The sequence below is a fragment of the Pandoraea capi genome, from assembly GCF_902459735.1.
GTDB classification, from domain to species: Bacteria; Pseudomonadota; Gammaproteobacteria; order Burkholderiales; family Burkholderiaceae; genus Pandoraea; species Pandoraea capi.
The window spans coordinates 212,190-229,698 of sequence record NZ_CABPRV010000008.1; the positions used below are offsets into that span (position 1 = coordinate 212,190).

Sequence of the window (17,509 nt, forward strand, 5' to 3'; positions counted from 1 at the left end):
TTGCTGCTTTGGTTCGCTGCCTGAGTGGCCTCAAGCAGCGAGAAAGAGATTATAGCCGAATTTCTTTTTCGAGCAACTCTTTTTTCGAAGTTTTTTACTTCGTCGCGCGGCCCGACTCAGGCCGCCGGTGTCAGACGCTCGATGCCGCCCATGTACGGACGCAGCACGTCGGGCACCGTTACCGAACCGTCCGCATTCTGATAGTTCTCCAGAACGGCCACGAGCGCACGTCCCACCGCCAACCCCGAACCGTTCAGCGTGTGCACCAGCTCCGGCTTGCCCTGCGCATTGCGGAAACGCGCCTGCATCCGACGTGCCTGGAAGCTCTCCATGTTCGAACACGACGAGATCTCGCGATACGTGTTCTGTGCCGGAATCCACACTTCCATGTCGTACGTCTTCGCGCTGCCAAAGCCCATGTCGCCCGTGCACAGCACCAGTGTGCGATACGGCAGGCCCAGCTTCTGGAGAATCGTCTCGGCGTGGCCGACGAGCGCCTCCAGCGCGTCGTACGACTCTTCCGGGCGCACCACATGCACCAACTCGACCTTGTCAAACTGATGCTGACGAATCATGCCGCGCGTGTCCTTGCCGTAGCTGCCCGCTTCCGAACGGAAGCACGGCGTGTGCGCCACCATCTTCATCGGCAACGCATCGTTCGACAGCAACTCGTCACGCACCAGATTCGTGAGCGACACTTCCGCCGTCGGAATCAGGTAGAAGTTCTCGATGCGCTCGCCCTCGTCCCCGCCGACTTTACGCGGCACCTTGAACAGGTCGTCCTCGAACTTCGGCAACTGGCCCGTGCCGCGCATCGACGCCGCATTCACGATGTACGGCACATACGTTTCCGTATAGCCGTGCTCGCTCGTGTGCGTGTCGAGCATGAACTGCGCCAACGCACGATGCAGACGCGCAATCCCGCCCTTCATCACCGAAAAGCGCGCGCCGGCAAGCTTCGCCGCAGCATCAAAATCCAGCCCCAGTGCAGCGCCCAGATCGACGTGATCGCGTGGCGTGAAATCGAACTCGCGCGGCGTGCCCCAGCGACGCACTTCCACGTTCTGCGTTTCGTCCGAGCCGACCGGCACGCTCTCGTGCGGCAGGTTAGGCACGCCAAGCAGCAAGTCCGACAGACGCGTCTGAATCTCTTCCAGACGCACCGACGACGACTTGAGCGTGTCCGCAATGCCGCCGACTTCGGCGATCTCGGCCGAGGCGTCCTCGCCCTTGCCCTTCTTCATGCCGACCTGCTTCGACAACGCGTTACGACGCGCCTGAAGCTCCTCGGTTTGCGTCTGAATCTGCTTGCGCTCCGCTTCGAGCGCCGCGAACGCCGCCACGTCGAGCGAGTAGCCGCGCGCCTTGAGTCGCGCTGCAACGCCGTCGAGATCCTTACGAAGAAGTTGAATGTCGAGCATGGTGGGAAATCTTTTGTGAGTGGCTCACGTCGGTGAGCCTTGAATTGGGTGTTGGCCGTTGCCTGGGCAATCCCAGTCAACATTTCGTCGTACAACGGCAATGGCGGGATTTTACCAAACGCGCAGCACGATGACGCGATTTAGCATCTCTCCCCTCGCCAGAAACGCGTAATTGCCGGATTTCCGAGGGGACGACGCCGGACGCGCGCTGTCATCGGTTCTCCCTCGACGTCATCGGCCAAACCACGGTCGACGCCATTGCTACGGCGTCTACGGCTTAACTGGCGTCGTCGTCAGCAGTCGCGTCAGGAGAGGCTTTTCCGGATGCGGACGGTGGAGAAGATGGGGACGATGAAGACGATGCGGAAGATCCGCTCCCCGCCGCCGGTGCTTTCGCCGGGGCATCGGATGCCGCATTGGAAGCTTTACGTCCCTTGGAATTGGCGCGACGCCATTCCGCGTCGAGCGACTTCAGCCAGTTGAGCTTCTCGCCGATTTTCCCCTCCAGCCCGCGCGGCACCGGACGATACCAGCTCTGCGCACGCAGATCGTCGGGGAAATACGTTTCGCCAGCCGCGTAGGCGTCCGGCTCATCGTGGGCATACCGGTACTCGTGGCCGTATCCCAGTTCCTTCATCAGCTTCGTCGGCGCATTACGCAGATGAATCGGTACCGCGCGCGATTTGTCCTTGCCGACGAACGCGCGCGCCTGATTGTAGGCGTTGTACCCGGCATTCGACTTCGGCGCGCTCGCCAGATACAGCACCGCCTGCGCCAACGCCAACTCCCCTTCGGGCGTGCCGAGACGCTCGTAGGTCTCCGCGGCATCGAGCGCGATGCGCGCGGCGCGCGGATCGGCCAGACCGATGTCCTCCCACGCCATGCGCACGATCCGGCGCGAGAGATACCGGGGATCCGCGCCGCCATCGAGCATGCGGCAGAACCAGTACAGCGCGCCGTCCGGCGAACTGCCGCGCACCGACTTGTGGAGGGCGCTGATCTGATCGTAGAAGGCGTCGCCGCCCTTGTCGAACCGGCGCAGATTCTCGGCAAGCACGCTGGCGAGCAGCGCCTCGTCGATCGTCTCCTGGCCCTGCGATACTGCCGCCTGCGCCACGATTTCGACGTTGTTCAGCAATTTACGTCCGTCGCCGTCGGCCGAGTCGATCAGCCCCTGACGCGCTTCGTCCGTGAAGCCGATGTCGTCGAGCTCATGCGCGGCGCGCGTGACCATCTCGCCCAGCTCTTCGTCGTTCAGGCTCTTGAGCACGTACACCGCCGCGCGCGAGAGCAATGCGCCGTTCACTTCGAACGACGGATTCTCGGTTGTCGCGCCGACAAAGATGAAAAGTCCGGATTCGACGTGCGGCAGGAAGGCATCCTGCTGCGCCTTATTGAATCGATGGACCTCGTCGACGAACACTACCGTCTGCTTGCCCTGCGCGCGCTGGATCTGCGCCGCTTCGACCGCGTCGCGAATGTCCTTCACGCCGGAGAGCACCGCCGAGAGCGCAATGAAATATGCCTTGAAGGCATCTGCCATCAGGCGCGCCAGGGTCGTCTTGCCCACGCCCGGCGGGCCCCACAGAATCATCGAGTGCGGACGGCCGGCCTCGAACGCCACGCGCAAAGGCTTTCCCTTGCCCAGCAGGTGGCGCTGGCCAATCACGTCGTCGATGGTATGGGGGCGAAGGCGCTCGGCCAAAGGCACCGAAGCCGACAAAGGGGCGTCGTTTGGCATGTTCTCAAGCAGCGCGGCCGGGGAGTCCCCGGCCGCAGTCAGATAATCAGATGTCCCATTATGCCAGCCCGATGGCCGGCTCGCCCGTAACGCGTTCAGTGCACGTCAGCGCACGTCAGAGGGCAGGCGCGGACAGAGAAGGCACACGAGCGTCTGCGCACGTTCAGCCCTTGATCACGTCGGCGCCCTTGGGCACCGTGAATTTGAAGTTGTCGGCCGGCAGCGACGGGTTCTTCTGCATGTTGCTGAACGTGAGCAGCGTCACGTTGCCAAATGCGTCGTACAACTCCATCGCAGCCAGATTGCCATCGCGAAAACCAATGCCCACGCGCTGGAACTGCGTGTCCTGCGCCTTCGGACGCAGTTCCACCCAGTCGATACCGTTCTTCACGCCCGCGTCCTTGAGCGTAAAGCTCTTTTCGATGTCGTTGCTGCCGAACAGAATCGCCGCCGGACTGGCGCCCAGCGAGTTACCCAGCGCGCGCTCGGTGACCTGATTCAAGTCCTTGTCGTAGACGTACAGCGTCTTGCCGTCGGCCTGCAACAACTGATCGTACGGCTTGCTGTAATGCCAGACGAAGCGGCCGGGGCGCGAAAACTCGAACGTGCCGGACGCCGTGTTCGTCACCTTCAACGTGCCGTCCTGCTGACCCTGTTGCTGCTTCACCTGCTTCTGCTCGAAGTCGCCACGCGCCGACTTGACCTGCTCCGCGAACGCCTTGAGTTGCGCCGTCCCACTGGCGTAGGCCGGGGCGACCAGCATGGCCAGCGTCATCCCGACGGCGCCCGCCATGAGCGGCAAACTGCGCTTGAATCCCAGCATCTTCCTTATTCTCCCTCGCGATTCGGCACCAGAATTTCCCGGTTGCCGTTGCTCGCCATCGCCGACACCACGCCGGACTGTTCCATCTGTTCGAGCAGCCGCGCCGCCCGGTTGTAACCGATGCGCAAATGCCGCTGCACCAGCGAGATCGACGCGCGGCGCTGCTTGAGCACCACCGCGACCGCCTGATCGTACAGAGGATCGGACTCGCCGCCCCCCTCGCCAGTTCCACCCGCGGCACCGTCGATACCACCGTCTTCGCCTTCGGTCGCGCCGTCCAGAATGCCTTCGATGTAGTTCGCCTCGCCCTGCTCCTTGAGCCGCTCGACCACGCGATGCACTTCGTCATCGGCCACGAACGCCCCGTGAACCCGCAGCGGCAACCCGGTGCCCGGCGGCATGTAGAGCATGTCGCCCATGCCGAGCAGCGTCTCGGCGCCCTGCTGATCCAGAATCGTGCGCGAATCGATCTTCGACGACACCTGGAATGCCACCCGCGTCGGCACGTTCGCCTTGATCAGACCGGTGATGACGTCCACCGACGGACGCTGCGTCGCCAGAATCAGGTGAATGCCCGCCGCCCGCGCCTTCTGCGCAATCCGGGCGATCAGCTCTTCCACCTTCTTGCCCACGACCATCATGAGATCGGCCAGTTCGTCGATCACCACCACGATGTACGGCAGACGCTGCAACGGCTCCGGCTCGTCCGGCGTCAGAGAGAACGGATTCGGAATATGCTCTTCGCGCTTGGCCGCATCGTCGATTTTGTTGTTGTAGCCCGCCAGATTGCGTACGCCCAGCTTGCTCATCAGCTTGTAGCGGCGCTCCATCTCGGCCACCACCCAGTTCAGAGCATGGCCGGCCTGACGCATGTCCGTCACCACCGGGCACAACAGATGCTGGATACCTTCGTACATGCTCATTTCGAGCATCTTCGGATCGATCAGGATCAGGCGGACCTGCTCGGCCGTTGCCTTGTACAGCAGCGAGAGGATCATCGCGTTGATGCCGACCGACTTGCCCGAACCGGTCGTACCGGCGACCAGCAGGTGAGGCATCTTCGCCAGATCGGCCACGACCGGCTTGCCGCCGATGTCCTTGCCCAGGGCAAGTGTGAGCAGCGACGACGAACTGTTGTAGACCTCGGAGCCCAGAATTTCCGTCATCCGCACCGTCTGACGACGCGGATTCGGCAACTCCAGCCCCATGTAATTCTTGCCCGGAATGGTTTCGACCACGCGGATCGACACGAGCGAGAGCGAACGCGCCAGATCCTTCGCCAGATTCACGATCTGGCTGCCCTTCACGCCAGTGGCCGGTTCGATCTCATAGCGCGTAATGACGGGGCCGGGATAAGCGGCCACCACACTGACTTCGACGCCGAAATCCTTGAGCTTCTTCTCAATCAGACGCGACGTGAATTCCAGCGTTTCGCCCGATACCGTTTCCTGCGCCACCGGCGCGGCGTCGAGCAACGCCAGCGGCGGGAGGATGGAATCGGGCAGATCGGCGAACAACGGCGCCTGCTTTTCCTTCTCGACCCGCTCGCTCTTGGGTACGACCTTGACCGGCGGCACAATCTGCACCGGCTCGTGGACTTCCGCCCGCACACGGTTTTGCACCACGGCGCCCTCACGGGCGATGGCTGCCTCTTCGCCCAGACGCCGGTCCTGGCGTGCCTCGCGGCGGCGGCGGATGACGGTGCCGGTATCGAGAATCAGGGCGCCGAGCTTCTCGGCGGCGGACAACCAGGAGAAATGGAACAGCAGCGACAGGCCGAACGCGAAGATCAGCAACAGCGCCAGCGTGCCGCCCGTAAAGCCGAGCGCATGCTGGAAGAAGCCGCCGACGGTTTCGCCGATGACACCGCCGGACGCACGCGGTAATTGGGCCTTGAGGCGATAAAGACGCAGGGATTCGATGCCGGCGCTCGAGAGCAGGACCATCAGGGAGGAGACGATCTCGACCCAGCCGCCGCTGGCAAGACGCTCGCGCAGCGGGGGCGCTTCACGGCGGGCGGAAATCCGGCGGTAGCCCGAGACCACGCGGCGCCCGATGAACACCACCAGCCAGTAGGCGGACAGGCCCAGCATGAGCAGCAGCATGTCGGCGACCCACGCGCCGACGCGTCCCGCCCAGTTGGCGATACGCTCCACGTGCGCCGCATGTGTCCAACTGGGGTCCAGGCGGCTGTACGAGAACAGCGCCATCAACAGGAACACCATCAGCGCGACCTGCGCCATCCAGCGGATTTCATGGAAAAGGTGCGTCACCCGATTGGGCAACGACGATCCGGCACCAGCAGAGTAGGAAGATTTCGTCGTCATCAAGCCATGCGGTTGGGCGGGCAGACGGGCGGCCTGCCGCGCGGCAAGGCTCCATTGTAAACAACTATTACATTCGTATTCGCATGAAAAGGTGACAAGCGGTAACGCCAGTGTTTCCGCCGTCCCCGGCACTCCCGTCCACGGCCCGCTCCCGCGCACGTGCGCCCCACAGGCTATCGCACCGATTGTGAGGCTCGATCAACGAAACGACGGCGGCCCTTTATAATGTCGGCTTGCGCTGCCCCCTGCCGTATCGGTGCAGGGTCAGGCGCCAGCCCCTTCTTTTTCCGGTGAGCAAGTCCATGTCTGCTGCCAAGCACGCCAAAGTCCTGATTCTCGGTTCCGGCCCCGCCGGCTATAGCGCCGCGGTGTACGCCGCACGCGCCAACCTCAATCCCGTGCTGATCACGGGCATCGCCCAGGGCGGTCAGTTGATGACCACCACGGACGTCGAGAACTGGCCCGGCGACCCGACCGGGGTGCAAGGCCCCGAGCTGATGGCCCGTATGCAGGCCCATGCCGAGCACTTCAACACCGAGATGATTTTCGATCACATTCATACGGTGCATCTGAACGAACGCCCGCTGCGCCTGATCGGCGACTCCGGCGAGTACACGGCCGACGCCCTGATCATCGCAACCGGCGCCTCGGCCCAGTACCTCGGCCTGCCGTCCGAAGAAGCCTTCTCGGGCCGCGGCGTCTCGGCCTGCGCCACCTGCGACGGGTTCTTCTATCGTGGCAAGGAAGTCTGCGTGGTCGGCGGCGGCAACACGGCCGTCGAGGAAGCCCTCTACCTGTCGAACATCGCCAGCAAGGTCACGGTGATCCACCGTCGCGACAAGTTCCGCGCCGAGCCGATCCTGATCGACCGTCTGCTGGAAAAGGCCAAGCAGGGCGTGGTCGAACTGAAGTACGACAGCGTGCTCGACGAAGTCACGGGCGACGACAGCGGCGTAACCGGCGTTCGTATCAAGAACACCAAGACCGGCGCGCACGAAGACATCTCGCTGCACGGCGTGTTCATCGCCATCGGCCACAAGCCGAACACCGATATCTTCGACGGCCAGCTCGAAATGAAGAACGGCTACATCGTCACGCACAGCGGCCTGAACGGCAACGCCACGGCCACCAGCGTGCCGGGCGTGTTCGCCGCCGGCGACGTGCAGGACCACATTTACCGTCAGGCCATCACCAGCGCCGGCACGGGTTGCATGGCCGCACTCGACGCCCAGCGCTACCTCGAGAACCTCGACCAGTAAGCGCGCCAGCGCCACCGGTTGCCGGCGGCGCCCTCGCTGTGTGATCTCTCATGCAGCGGGGGCGCCGTCCTCGTTTTGCCGCCCGTCTTGCCGTCCGGGAATCGCACAGCTGCCTCGTTCGATGACGCCTGCGAGCCAGTCGCGTCATACGATCGGCTTGCACCTCCCGCCAGTCCCGCTATCATCGGCTCTGCCCCTCACCTTGTTCGCACGACCATGAGCAAGAAGCCCCCGAAACTCAGTCTCAGCGATCTCAACGGCCTGCGCGACGCGCTTGCCAGGGAGAGCGCCGCCCGCGAAGCCGAACGTGTCGCTGCCGCCAAGCGTGCCGCACAAGCCGAACGCGACGCCAACGTGTTCCGCGACAGCATCGGCGACATCGCGCCGCTGACCGGCAAAGGCTCGGCGAATCGCGTCGAACACCCGCGTCTGCCGCCCGAGCCGGTCGCCCGTCAGACGCAGGAAGACGAAGCGGCCGTGCTGCACGAATCCCTGTCCGACGAATTCGACCCCGAAGCGCTGCTCGATACGGATGACCGGCTGTCGTACCGCCGTCCCGGCATCAGCCACGACGCCGTGCTCAAGCTCCAGCGCGGCGACTGGGTCGTGCAGGCGCAGATCGATCTGCACGGCATGCGTCGCGACGAGGCCCGTGAAGCGCTCTCGGCCTTCCTGCACGACGCCGTCAAGCGTGGCCTGCGTTGCATACGCGTGATTCATGGCAAGGGCCTTGGCTCGGTGAATCGCGAACCGGTGCTCAAGGACAAGGTGCGCGGCTGGCTTGCGCAGAAGAACGAGGTGCTGGCGTGGGCGCAGGCGCAAGGACGCGACGGCGGGGGCGGCGCGCTGGTAGCATTGCTCCAGGCTTCGCAGTCCAGAGCGTCCCGCTCGGGCGAGTGAGGCCGCATCCGCATCTTCCGCTTCGACGGTGTCACCCGCCTCGCCTGCTTCATTCGCTTCATCTGCTTCACACGTGGATTCCGCGTCCCCCGTTTGTCGCCGTTTGTCGCCGTTTGTCACCCGTTTATCACCCTGATCGCCGCTGACAGGATTTGCCGATGATTAACGAGATGAGCGCCCAACTGCATACGATCCTGGCCATCATGGAGGCCATCGCCGTATTGTCGTGCGCCATCTCCGGTTTCGCGGAAGCCCGCAAGCAGCACCTCGACCCCGTCGGCGCCTTCGTGCTGGCCTTTGCGACGGCCTTCGGCGGCGGCACGCTGCGCGACATCCTGCTCGACCATCGGCCCTTCTACTGGGTCCAGCATCAGTGGTACTCGGTCATCATCCTCGTGCTCTCGCTGTCCACGTCCATGGTGCTCAAGCTGGTGTCGCGCGTGGCAACCGAGCGGGTGCTACTCATTACGGATGCCATCGGGCTGGGGTTCTTCAGCGCTTCGGGCACGTCGCTGGCGTTACAGACGGACATGTCGGCGTTCATGTCCGTGATGATGGGCGTGATCACCGGCGTGGGGGGCGGCGTGATTCGCGACATTCTCTGCAACGAGGTGCCGCTGGTGTTGCGCGACACGCGCCCTTACGCGGTGTGTGCCTTTATCGGGGGATGGATCTACATCGCGCTCACTTACGCGGATCTGGACCCTGTCTACACCCTGTCGATCAGCGCGTTTTGCGTGATTTTCGTGCGCCTGCTCACCGTCGCGTTCGATGTCCGGCTCAAGTCCTGATGCCGGTCGGCGTCACGCTCTCATCGCCTTCGTAGCGGTCAGCCCCGTCAGCCCCGTCAGCCGAAATACGCCCTGAAATGCCGAAGGGCGACGCCGCTTGCGCAGCCGTCGCCCTTCGTTGTCGTTCCTTGTCCTGCTCCGCCCTGCGCCCCGGCACATCCCCGGCGCGTCGCGGGCCGCGATCAGACTGCCTGCTCGCCCTCTTCGCCCGTACGGATACGAATCACGCGCTCGACGTCGGTTACGAAAATCTTGCCGTCGCCGATCTTGCCGGTGCGGGCTGCGCCCAAGACGGCGTCGATGACCTGCTCGGCCTGCGCTGCGCTCACCACGACTTCGATCTTGATCTTCGGCAGGAAGTCGACGACGTATTCCGCGCCACGATACAGCTCGGTGTGCCCCTTCTGACGGCCGAAGCCCTTCACTTCCGTGACCGTAAGGCCCGTGACGCCGACTTCGGCCAGCGCTTCACGGACTTCGTCGAGCTTGAAGGGTTTGATGATGGCAGTTACGCGTTTCATTGTCGCCTCGATATCTTGGTTGGATTGTTCTGAGAATTCGCCGGGCTATTGTACCGGTCCGGGGACGGCACGCCGATGACAGCGCGTGCGAGCGTCCCGCCAGGGATTCACGCGTGTGGATCGTCCGGCACGGTGTCCAGATCCGCGAGCCACACCACCGACTCCGAATCGCTCGGCGCACGCCAGTCGCCGCGCGGCGAGAGCGAGCCGCCCGTGCCGACCTTTGGCGCGTTCGGAATACACGAACGCTTGAACTGGCTGGTGCGGAAGAACCGGTCCAAGAAGATGCGCAGATTGCGCTTGATCGCCACCAGATCGTAGGCGTTGTGCGCCTGATGTCCCTCGTCCGGCCAACGCCCGCGAGAAGCATCGTGCCATGCGCTCCACGAAAGGAACGCCACCTTGCGCGGCGCGTAGCCGAAGCGCAGCGTGTAGTAGAGGTTGAAATCCTGCAATTCGTACGGGCCGATGAAATGCTCGGTGCGCTGCTCGGGCGCGCCGTTGGCCTTGCCGGGTACGAGTTCGGGGCTGATTTCCGTCTCGAGAATATCGATGAGGACGTTGCGACGCGCAGCGCTATCCTTGCCCGCCTTGGCAGCCTTCGCCGACGCCGCACCGCCCAGTTGCCCGGTCTCGGCGACCCACCGCACGAGGTGCATGATGAGCGTCTTGGGCACGCTGGCGTTCACGTTGTAGTGCGACATGTGATCGCCCACGCCGTACGTGCACCAGCCCAGCGCCAGTTCGCTCAGATCGCCGGTGCCGATCACGATGGCCCCGAGATGATTCGCCAGTCGGAACAGGTGGTTGGTACGCTCGCCCGCCTGCACGTTCTCGAACGTGACGTCGTAGACTTCCTCGCCCTTCGCGAACGGATGATCGAGGTCCTTCAGCATCTGCCTGCAGCTCGGACGAATATCGATCTCGCGCGCCGTGCAGCCCACGACCTCCATCAGCTCACGCGCCTGACGTAGCGTTCGCTCACTGGTGGCGAACCCCGGCATCGTGTACGCCAAAATATTCGTGCGTGGCAATCCGAGCCGGTCCATGACCTTCGCGCAGACGAGCAGCGCATGCGTCGAGTCCAGCCCGCCGGACACGCCGATCACGACCTTCTGAATCTTCGACGACGCCAGACGCTGCATCAGCGCCTGCACCTGGATGTTGTAGACCTCGTGGCAACGCTCGTCACGACGCTGCGCGTCGGACGGCACATACGGGAAGCGGGCGATGGCGCGCGCGAGCGGCAGTTCCGTGTCGCGCGGCAGCGTGACATCCACCTTGATCGTGCGAAAGCGGGCGACCTCGTCGGCATGACGCCGCACCGACACGCCGAACGTCGTCTGGTGCATGCGCTCGCGGGCGAGCCGCTCCAGATCGACGTCCGCGAAAATCAGATGCGACTCGCTGGCAAAACGCTCGGACTCGGCGAGCATGTCGCCGTTCTCATAGATGAGGGCCTGTCCGTCCCAGGCGAGATCGGTGGTCGACTCGCCCTGCCCGGCGGACGTGTACAGATACGCGGCGAGGCAGCGCGCCGACTGCTGACCGACCAGTTGATGGCGATAGGCCGACTTGCCGACGACCACGTTCGAGGCCGAGAGATTGACGAGCACGGTCGCCCCGGCCAGCGCCGCGAAGGACGACGGCGGCACCGGCACCCACACGTCCTCGCAAATCTCGCAGTGAAAGCGCAGCAACGGCTGATCGGCCGCTTCGAAGATCAGCGAGCCGAACGGCACGTCTTCGCCCAGCAGCGACACGGTATCGACGCCCGCGTCGTCCGCCGCGTTGAACTGACGCGCTTCGTAGAACTCGCTGTAGTTCGGCAGATACGTCTTAGGCACGACGCCGTGAATACGGCCACGCGCCACGACGACCGCGCAATTGAACAACCGCTGCTGCACGCGCACCGGCATGCCGACGATCAGCGCCGCCCCGAGTTCGCGGCTCGCGGTCACGATCTCGGCCAGCGCGGCGTCACAGGCATCTTGCAGCGCGCGTTGCTGGAACAGGTCTTCGCAGCTATAGGCGGGAATCCCCAATTCGGGGAAGGCAACGAGCACGGCGCCCTCGGCATCGGCCTGTCGGGCCAGTGCAATCGTCTGCGCAGCGTTGAAAGCGGGATCGGCGACGCGGCATTGCGGCACACCGACGGCCACACGCGCGAAATCGTGATTGTAGAGATTGAGGAATCGGTTGGTCATGTCGACGGCTATCAGGCATCGCCCGTGCGCCGCGGCGTCGGCAGGCGGGGCCGCCACGAAAGGGTCGGCCGGCGCGCCCGCCCGGCGCGAGCGGCGGACGTGTAAGACGTGAGGGACATTGGATTCGCCAGTATATTACGCGCGCCCCGCCCTTGCCCGGCCCCGTATCGGCAGATGCCTGCCTATACCAGCTTAAACCTGCCTATGCGACGGGGCGCTTGAACGGCGTGTGCGCCTCCAGCTCACCGATGTGCTCGTCCATCGCGGACGTCTCCCGGTCAAGAAAATCCTCGATCGCCTGCGCGAATCGCGCGTCGGCAATCCAGTGCGCGGACCATGTGGGCGTAGGCAGCAGCCCCCGCGACATCTTGTGCACGCCCTGCGCACCCCCTTCGAAGCTGCGCAATCCGTGCGCAATGCAGTACTCGATGCCCTGCGCGTAGCACGTCTCGAAGTGCATGCCGGAGACGAAATCCGTGGTCCCCCAATAGCGCCCGAACATCGTGTCGCCGCTCACAACATTGAGCGCGCACGCCAACGGTGCACCGTCGCGCTCGGCCATCACGAGCAGCAAGGCGTCAGGCATTGCCGCATGCACCTGCGCGAAGAAGTCTCGCGTCAGATACGGAGCGTTCCAATGCTCGCGGTAGGTGTTTTCGTAGCACTGGTAGAAAAAGTCGAGCGCGGCGGCGTCAAGCTCGGCACCGCGCAGCCAGCGATAGGTCACCCCGGCTTCCCGCACGCGTCGCCGGTCCTGCTTCAACTTCTTGCGCTTTTCCTGATTCATCTGCGCGAGGAAGTCGTCGAACGTGGCGAAGCCCAGATTCTCCCAATGGAACTGCACGCCCTCGCGCAGCATGTAGCCCGCTTCCGTCAGCGCGGCCAGATCGTCGTCGTGCGTGAACAGGACGTGGAGGGAAGAGAGTTCGAGCTGCTTCGCAAAAGCAATCGCCCCGCGCGCCAGTGCCACGCGATCGGCATGCGTGCGCGCGAGCAGCCGCGGCCCCGTCACCGGAGAGAACGGCACCGCGCACAACAGCTTCGGGTAGTACTCGAGACCATGACGCGCAAACGCATCGGCCCACGCGTGATCGAAGACATACTCGCCGCGGGAATGCGATTTGACGTAAAGCGGCATGGCGCCCACCAGCACGTCACCGGCATGCATGAGGAGATACGTCGGCTGCCAGCCGGTGCGCTTCGACGCGCAGCCCGTTTCGTGCAAGGCATGTAAAAACGCGTGCTGCACGAACGGATTGCCGCCCGTGAGCGCATTCCACGCCTCGGCCGACACCTCGTCCAGCGACGGCACTACTCGGATGATGACTTCGCTACTCACCGCTCACCTCGTCTGCAATCCAGCCTGCCGGCACGTAAATACCACCGGCAGCGGACGTGAATTTCCCGAACTGTCTGCCATTGTCGCCGAACTCGGCGCGGCTTTCAGGCGATCCGCACTCGCATCGCGCGTGTTGCCCCGCATGGTGCCTCGCATTTCGCCTGAATGCCACCTGACGACGCCTGCGCCGCAGGCAACAAAAAACCCGGCAGTGCCGGGCTTCTTGCTGACATCGCGATGCTTTCGCATCCATACCGCTGACGCTTACTTCTTGACGTTAGCGACGCCGTCGAGAATTTCCTTGTGGGCGGCTTCGATGCCTTCCCAGCCTTCGATCTTCACCCACTTGCCCTTTTCGAGCGCCTTGTAGTTCTCGAAGAAGTGCTTGATCTGGTCCTTGAGGTAGCCCGGCACGTCGTCGATCGACTTCATGTGCGCCGTCATCGGGCAGATCTTGTCGACCGGCACGACGACCAGCTTGGCGTCCACGCCCGACTCGTCGGTCATGTTGAGCAGGCCGAGGGCGCGGCAGCGCACGACAGCGCCGGCGAGCAGCGGGAACGGCGTGATGACCAGCGCGTCGACGGGGTCGCCGTCGCCCGACAGCGTTTGCGGGATGAAACCGTAGTTGGCCGGGTAGCGCATGCCCGTACCGATGAAGCGGTCAACCACCAGCAGACCCAGTTCCTTGTCAGCCTCGTACTTCACCGGATCGCTTTGCGCCGGGATCTCGATGATGACGTTGAAATCGTTGGGAAGGTCCTTACCGGCGGGCACGTTATTGAAGCTCATGATGGCATTCCTGTGTATGAAAGAGGGCATGCCGTCGTGCAGCGCGAACCGTCATACGTCGGCATTATTCAGAAATGAATCCGAAATTAACCCGCCGGAGACGCCGCGGCCCGACGGCAATCGGGCGCGGGACATTATAGCGGGTTTGACCGATTTGCCCGTCCCGTCACAGCGACGGCAGCTTTGCCAGCCGCTGCGGCGTGAGGTCGTCCACGCTGGCGCACCCGAGCAGTTGCAGCGTGGTGCGCAACTCGCCCAGCAGTAATTCGAGCACGCCCGCGACACCCTGCCCGCCGCGTGCGGCCACGCCGTACAGCGGCGCGCGCCCGAGCAGCACCCCCTTCGCGCCGAGCGCCACGGCCTTGGCGACGTCGCCACCGCGCCGCACGCCGCCGTCGAGGAAGACGGCCATGGCCGGGCCGCCCGCGTTCACGGCATCCACGATCATCGGCAGCGCCTCGACCGGTGCGAGCGTGCTGCCCAACTGACGTCCGCCATGGTTGGAGACGACGATGCCGTCTGCGCCATGGGCCTGCGCCTGACGCGCGTCGTCGAGCGTCAGAATGCCTTTGACGAGCACTTCACCGGGCCAGTGACGCCGCACCCAGGCGAGGTCGTCCCAACTGAGCGACAGGTCCATCTGCCGGCTGAGCATCGCCGCGTGACGCGCCAGATCGGCCCGCTCGCCCACGCTCTTCGCGATGTTGCGCAGTTGCGGCGCACCGCCCACGAGCATCTGCCAGCTCCAGTGCGGATGCCGCATGCAATCGGCCACCAGTCGCGGCGTAAAGCGCAACGGCAGCTTGAAGCCGTTGCGCGTGTCGTGATCGCGTTTGCCGTGGACCGGCGTGTCGACGGTCAGCATCAAGGTGCGAAAGCCCGCCTCGCGCGCCCGGCGCATCATGCTCTCGGCAATGCGCCGGTCCTGCTGCACATACAGTTGCAGCCACAACTCGCCGTCCGGCACGGCAGCGCGCACGTCTTCGAGCAAGGAGGTGGAGGCCGTCGAGAGCACGAACGGCAGACCGGCGTCGGCCGCCGCGCGTGCCAGCAACTCGTCGGCACGCGGCCAGAACAGGCCATTGAGGCCCGTGGGACCGACGACCATCGGGGCAGCGGCGGCACGCCCCCATAAGGTCGTCTGACTCGTCGTTTGCGAGATGTCCTGCATCACGCGCGGCGCAAATCCCCATTGCCCGAACGCCTCGCGATTGCGGCGCAGCGCCTCGCCATCTTCCGCCCCGCCTTCCAGATAATCAAACGCCAGCTTCGTCAGACGGCGGCGCGCCGCCAGACGGTAATCCTCCACGCAGGAAAACGCGTGCATTGCTCCCCCTGTCCTCATGTTCCCAATCGCGCCCATGGGCTTTCGACGTCAGCCCTGCCGTCAGGGAAAGTTCGCTACTTGGGCACAAACAATTGCATTACAATCATAATCATTACAATCCGAACACACTCGCAAACCCCATGCCGCGCTCACCCGCCGGGTCGTCGCGCTCGACGCACGACACTTCCGCCGCCGCCTCCAGCCCTGCTTCCGCAGCGACTGCGACGGCGCCGTCCCCCTCGCGTTCATCGCTTTTCGTCGGCTCGACGGAAAAGACGTTTCAGGTGCTGCACGCCTTCGACGGCCCAGCGCGCTACATGACGCTCGGTGATATCGCGAAAGCGGCCGACCTCGACCGCAGTGCGACCCAACGGCTCGTGCATACGCTCGAAGCGCTCGGCTATCTCTTCCGGGTGCCGGAAACGCGCACCTACGGGCTGACGACGAAGGTGTTGCAGTTCTCGTACAACTACATCCGCGCGAACGAGCTGGTCGACAAAGCTTCGCCGTATCTGCTCGACATCAGCCGCCGTGTGGGCGAGACGACCAACCTCCAGGAACTCGACGGCCACGAGATCGTGTTCGTCGCGCGCTTTCCCGGCCAGCATCTCGTGAACATCGACATCGTGGTGGGCGCACGCCTGCCCGCCATGTTCACCGCCTCGGGCATTGCGATCCTGTCGCGCCTGCCGGATACTCGCGTGCGCGAAATCCTGTCCGGCACGGCACTCGAACCCATTACGCCGTACACGCTGATCGACGAAAAGAAGCTGCTCGAACGGATTCAGATGACCGCGCGTCGCGGCTACGCCATCGTCGAGAACGAGACCGTGATGGGCGACATTTCGGTTGCCGCGCCCATCACCGATCACGACGGTCATGCCGTGGCCGCCATCAACATCTCGGTGCCGACCTCCCGCTGGACGCGTGAGCGCGCGGAAGCCGAACTCGCCCCGCACATTCAGGTGGCCGCCACCTCGATCTCGAAGTCGCGACTGTCGACGTTCCGACGCTGAACGTCGACACCGCCTTCGGGCGATGGCGCAACGCGCCGCCGCCCGAACAGCATCGACGTCACACCAACGTCACCAACCTGATCAACGTCCTTCGAAAATCGCCAGCTGACGCTTCAGCTCTTCGCGCAACTCGGCCGACAGCGCCGGTGCCGGCGGCACCAGCGGGGCGAGCATCGCCGGGGCGTTCACACCGATCAGATCCATCACCGACTTCATCGGGCCCGGGTTCGTTTCGGCGAATGCGAGATTCATCAGCGGAATCAGCGAGCGGTGCAGTTCCAGCGCATCGGCCGTCTTGCCTTCCGACGCCAGCGTGAAGATGCGTTGCCATGCCGTGGGCAGCAGCGACGCCGTCACCACGATCCCGCCGCGCGCACCGGCCGCGATATGCAACGGGAACAGCGTGTCTTCCCCGCTCAGCACCGCAAACGATTCGTCGACACCCGCCACCGTGCGCAGGAAATGCCACATGTCGGTGTTGCATGCCTTCATGCCGATGATGTTCTCGTGGCGCGACAGCTCGTGCAGCACTTCCGGGGCGATCGCGATACGCGTGCGATACGGAATTTCGTAGATGAGGATCGGCAGCGGCGACTCGTCGGCGTAACGCAGGAAGTAGTCGCGGATACCGGCTTGCGTCGGGTTCGTGTAGTACGGCGTGAGCACCAGCAGCCCGTCGGCACCGGCAGCGGCGAAATCGCGACCGGCCTCGATGGCGTCGTGATACCCCGGATCGAGCACGCCGGCGATGACCGGCACGTCGCGGCCGTGCGCCTTGACCTCCTGCGCCGTGAGTTCGGCCATGCGCACCCGCTCGGCACGCGAGAGCGCGCCGTACTCACCGGTGCCGCCCAGCGGCACCACGCCGTCGATGCCCTGCGCCAGCAAGTAGCGCATGAGCGCGCGGGCGGCATCGGCGTGAATCGTGTCGTCGGCGTTCACCGGCGTGGGGATCGCCGGGAAAATGCCCTTGAGTTGTTCGGAGCGAAGCATGAGTTAAACGTCCGTGAATCGTGAGTTCGTGGAAATCGGAGACCGCATCGGT

General features: G+C 64.2%; 14 protein-coding genes. 4 read left to right on the forward strand and 10 right to left on the reverse strand.

What is annotated here, in order from left to right; all coding sequences use genetic code 11:
• Positions 1–116 precede the first annotated feature (116 nt).
• The 4 genes from serS to PCA20602_RS17285 form a co-directional block, all read right to left on the reverse strand.
• A complete protein-coding gene (gene serS / locus PCA20602_RS17270) occupies positions 117–1,421 on the reverse strand; it encodes a serine--tRNA ligase (RefSeq protein ID WP_150722271.1) in 1,305 nt (434 codons plus the stop codon).
• A 277-nt stretch (positions 1,422–1,698) separates the two neighbouring features.
• Positions 1,699–3,162, reverse strand: coding sequence for a replication-associated recombination protein A (locus tag PCA20602_RS17275; RefSeq protein ID WP_150722272.1), 1,464 nt, complete (start codon positions 3,160–3,162; stop codon positions 1,699–1,701).
• Positions 3,163–3,325: 163 nt separating this feature from the next.
• On the reverse strand, positions 3,326–3,985 hold the full coding sequence (lolA, locus tag PCA20602_RS17280; RefSeq protein ID WP_150722273.1) for an outer membrane lipoprotein chaperone LolA: 660 nt from the start codon (positions 3,983–3,985) through the stop codon (positions 3,326–3,328).
• A 5-nt stretch (positions 3,986–3,990) separates the two neighbouring features.
• The gene (locus tag PCA20602_RS17285) at positions 3,991–6,312 is read right to left on the reverse strand and encodes a DNA translocase FtsK (protein WP_069342589.1); all 2,322 of its coding nucleotides are present in this window, start codon (positions 6,310–6,312) and stop codon (positions 3,991–3,993) included.
• 302 nt (positions 6,313–6,614) lie between these two features.
• On the opposite strand from PCA20602_RS17285, the gene trxB reads away from it, so the two are divergent.
• The 3 genes from trxB (at position 6,615) to PCA20602_RS17300 (ending at position 9,262) form a co-directional block, all read left to right on the forward strand.
• Positions 6,615–7,571: a thioredoxin-disulfide reductase gene (trxB, locus tag PCA20602_RS17290; protein ID WP_069342590.1), complete on the forward strand. Its 957-nt coding sequence runs from the start codon at positions 6,615–6,617 to the stop codon at positions 7,569–7,571.
• A gap of 216 nt (positions 7,572–7,787) precedes the next feature.
• Entirely contained in the window at positions 7,788–8,471 is a 684-nt protein-coding gene (locus PCA20602_RS17295; RefSeq protein WP_150722274.1) for a Smr/MutS family protein, read from the forward strand.
• Positions 8,472–8,641: 170 nt separating this feature from the next.
• Positions 8,642–9,262 (forward strand): trimeric intracellular cation channel family protein, encoded by a 621-nt coding sequence (locus PCA20602_RS17300; RefSeq protein WP_425495682.1) that lies wholly within the window; start codon positions 8,642–8,644, stop codon positions 9,260–9,262.
• 182 nt (positions 9,263–9,444) lie between these two features.
• Here the strand turns inward: PCA20602_RS17300 and PCA20602_RS17305 are convergent, their stop codons facing one another.
• From PCA20602_RS17305 to PCA20602_RS17325, 5 genes are all read right to left on the reverse strand, one after another.
• Entirely contained in the window at positions 9,445–9,783 is a 339-nt protein-coding gene (locus tag PCA20602_RS17305) for a P-II family nitrogen regulator (protein WP_010805431.1), read from the reverse strand.
• A 107-nt stretch (positions 9,784–9,890) separates the two neighbouring features.
• Positions 9,891–11,990 carry an NAD(+) synthase gene (locus PCA20602_RS17310; protein ID WP_150722275.1) on the reverse strand — a complete coding sequence of 700 codons (2,100 nt, stop codon included), beginning with the start codon at positions 11,988–11,990 and terminating at the stop codon, positions 9,891–9,893.
• Between the two features lie 202 nt (positions 11,991–12,192).
• Complete coding sequence (locus PCA20602_RS17315) at positions 12,193–13,329, reverse strand: GNAT family N-acetyltransferase (RefSeq protein ID WP_150722276.1); 1,137 nt, start codon at positions 13,327–13,329, stop codon at positions 12,193–12,195.
• Between the two features lie 264 nt (positions 13,330–13,593).
• Positions 13,594–14,121 carry an inorganic diphosphatase gene (ppa, locus tag PCA20602_RS17320; protein ID WP_150722277.1) on the reverse strand — a complete coding sequence of 176 codons (528 nt, stop codon included), beginning with the start codon at positions 14,119–14,121 and terminating at the stop codon, positions 13,594–13,596.
• A 166-nt stretch (positions 14,122–14,287) separates the two neighbouring features.
• Positions 14,288–15,448: an alpha-hydroxy acid oxidase gene (locus PCA20602_RS17325; protein ID WP_150722278.1), complete on the reverse strand. Its 1,161-nt coding sequence runs from the start codon at positions 15,446–15,448 to the stop codon at positions 14,288–14,290.
• A 140-nt stretch (positions 15,449–15,588) separates the two neighbouring features.
• Here PCA20602_RS17325 and PCA20602_RS17330 point away from each other — a divergent pair, with 140 nt between their 5' ends.
• The gene (locus PCA20602_RS17330) at positions 15,589–16,464 is read left to right on the forward strand and encodes an IclR family transcriptional regulator (RefSeq protein ID WP_150722279.1); all 876 of its coding nucleotides are present in this window, start codon (positions 15,589–15,591) and stop codon (positions 16,462–16,464) included.
• Positions 16,465–16,545: 81 nt separating this feature from the next.
• Here PCA20602_RS17330 and dapA read toward each other — a convergent pair whose 3' ends face one another.
• A complete protein-coding gene (gene dapA, locus PCA20602_RS17335; protein ID WP_150722280.1) occupies positions 16,546–17,457 on the reverse strand; it encodes a 4-hydroxy-tetrahydrodipicolinate synthase in 912 nt (303 codons plus the stop codon).
• Between the last annotated feature and the right edge of the window lie 52 nt (positions 17,458–17,509).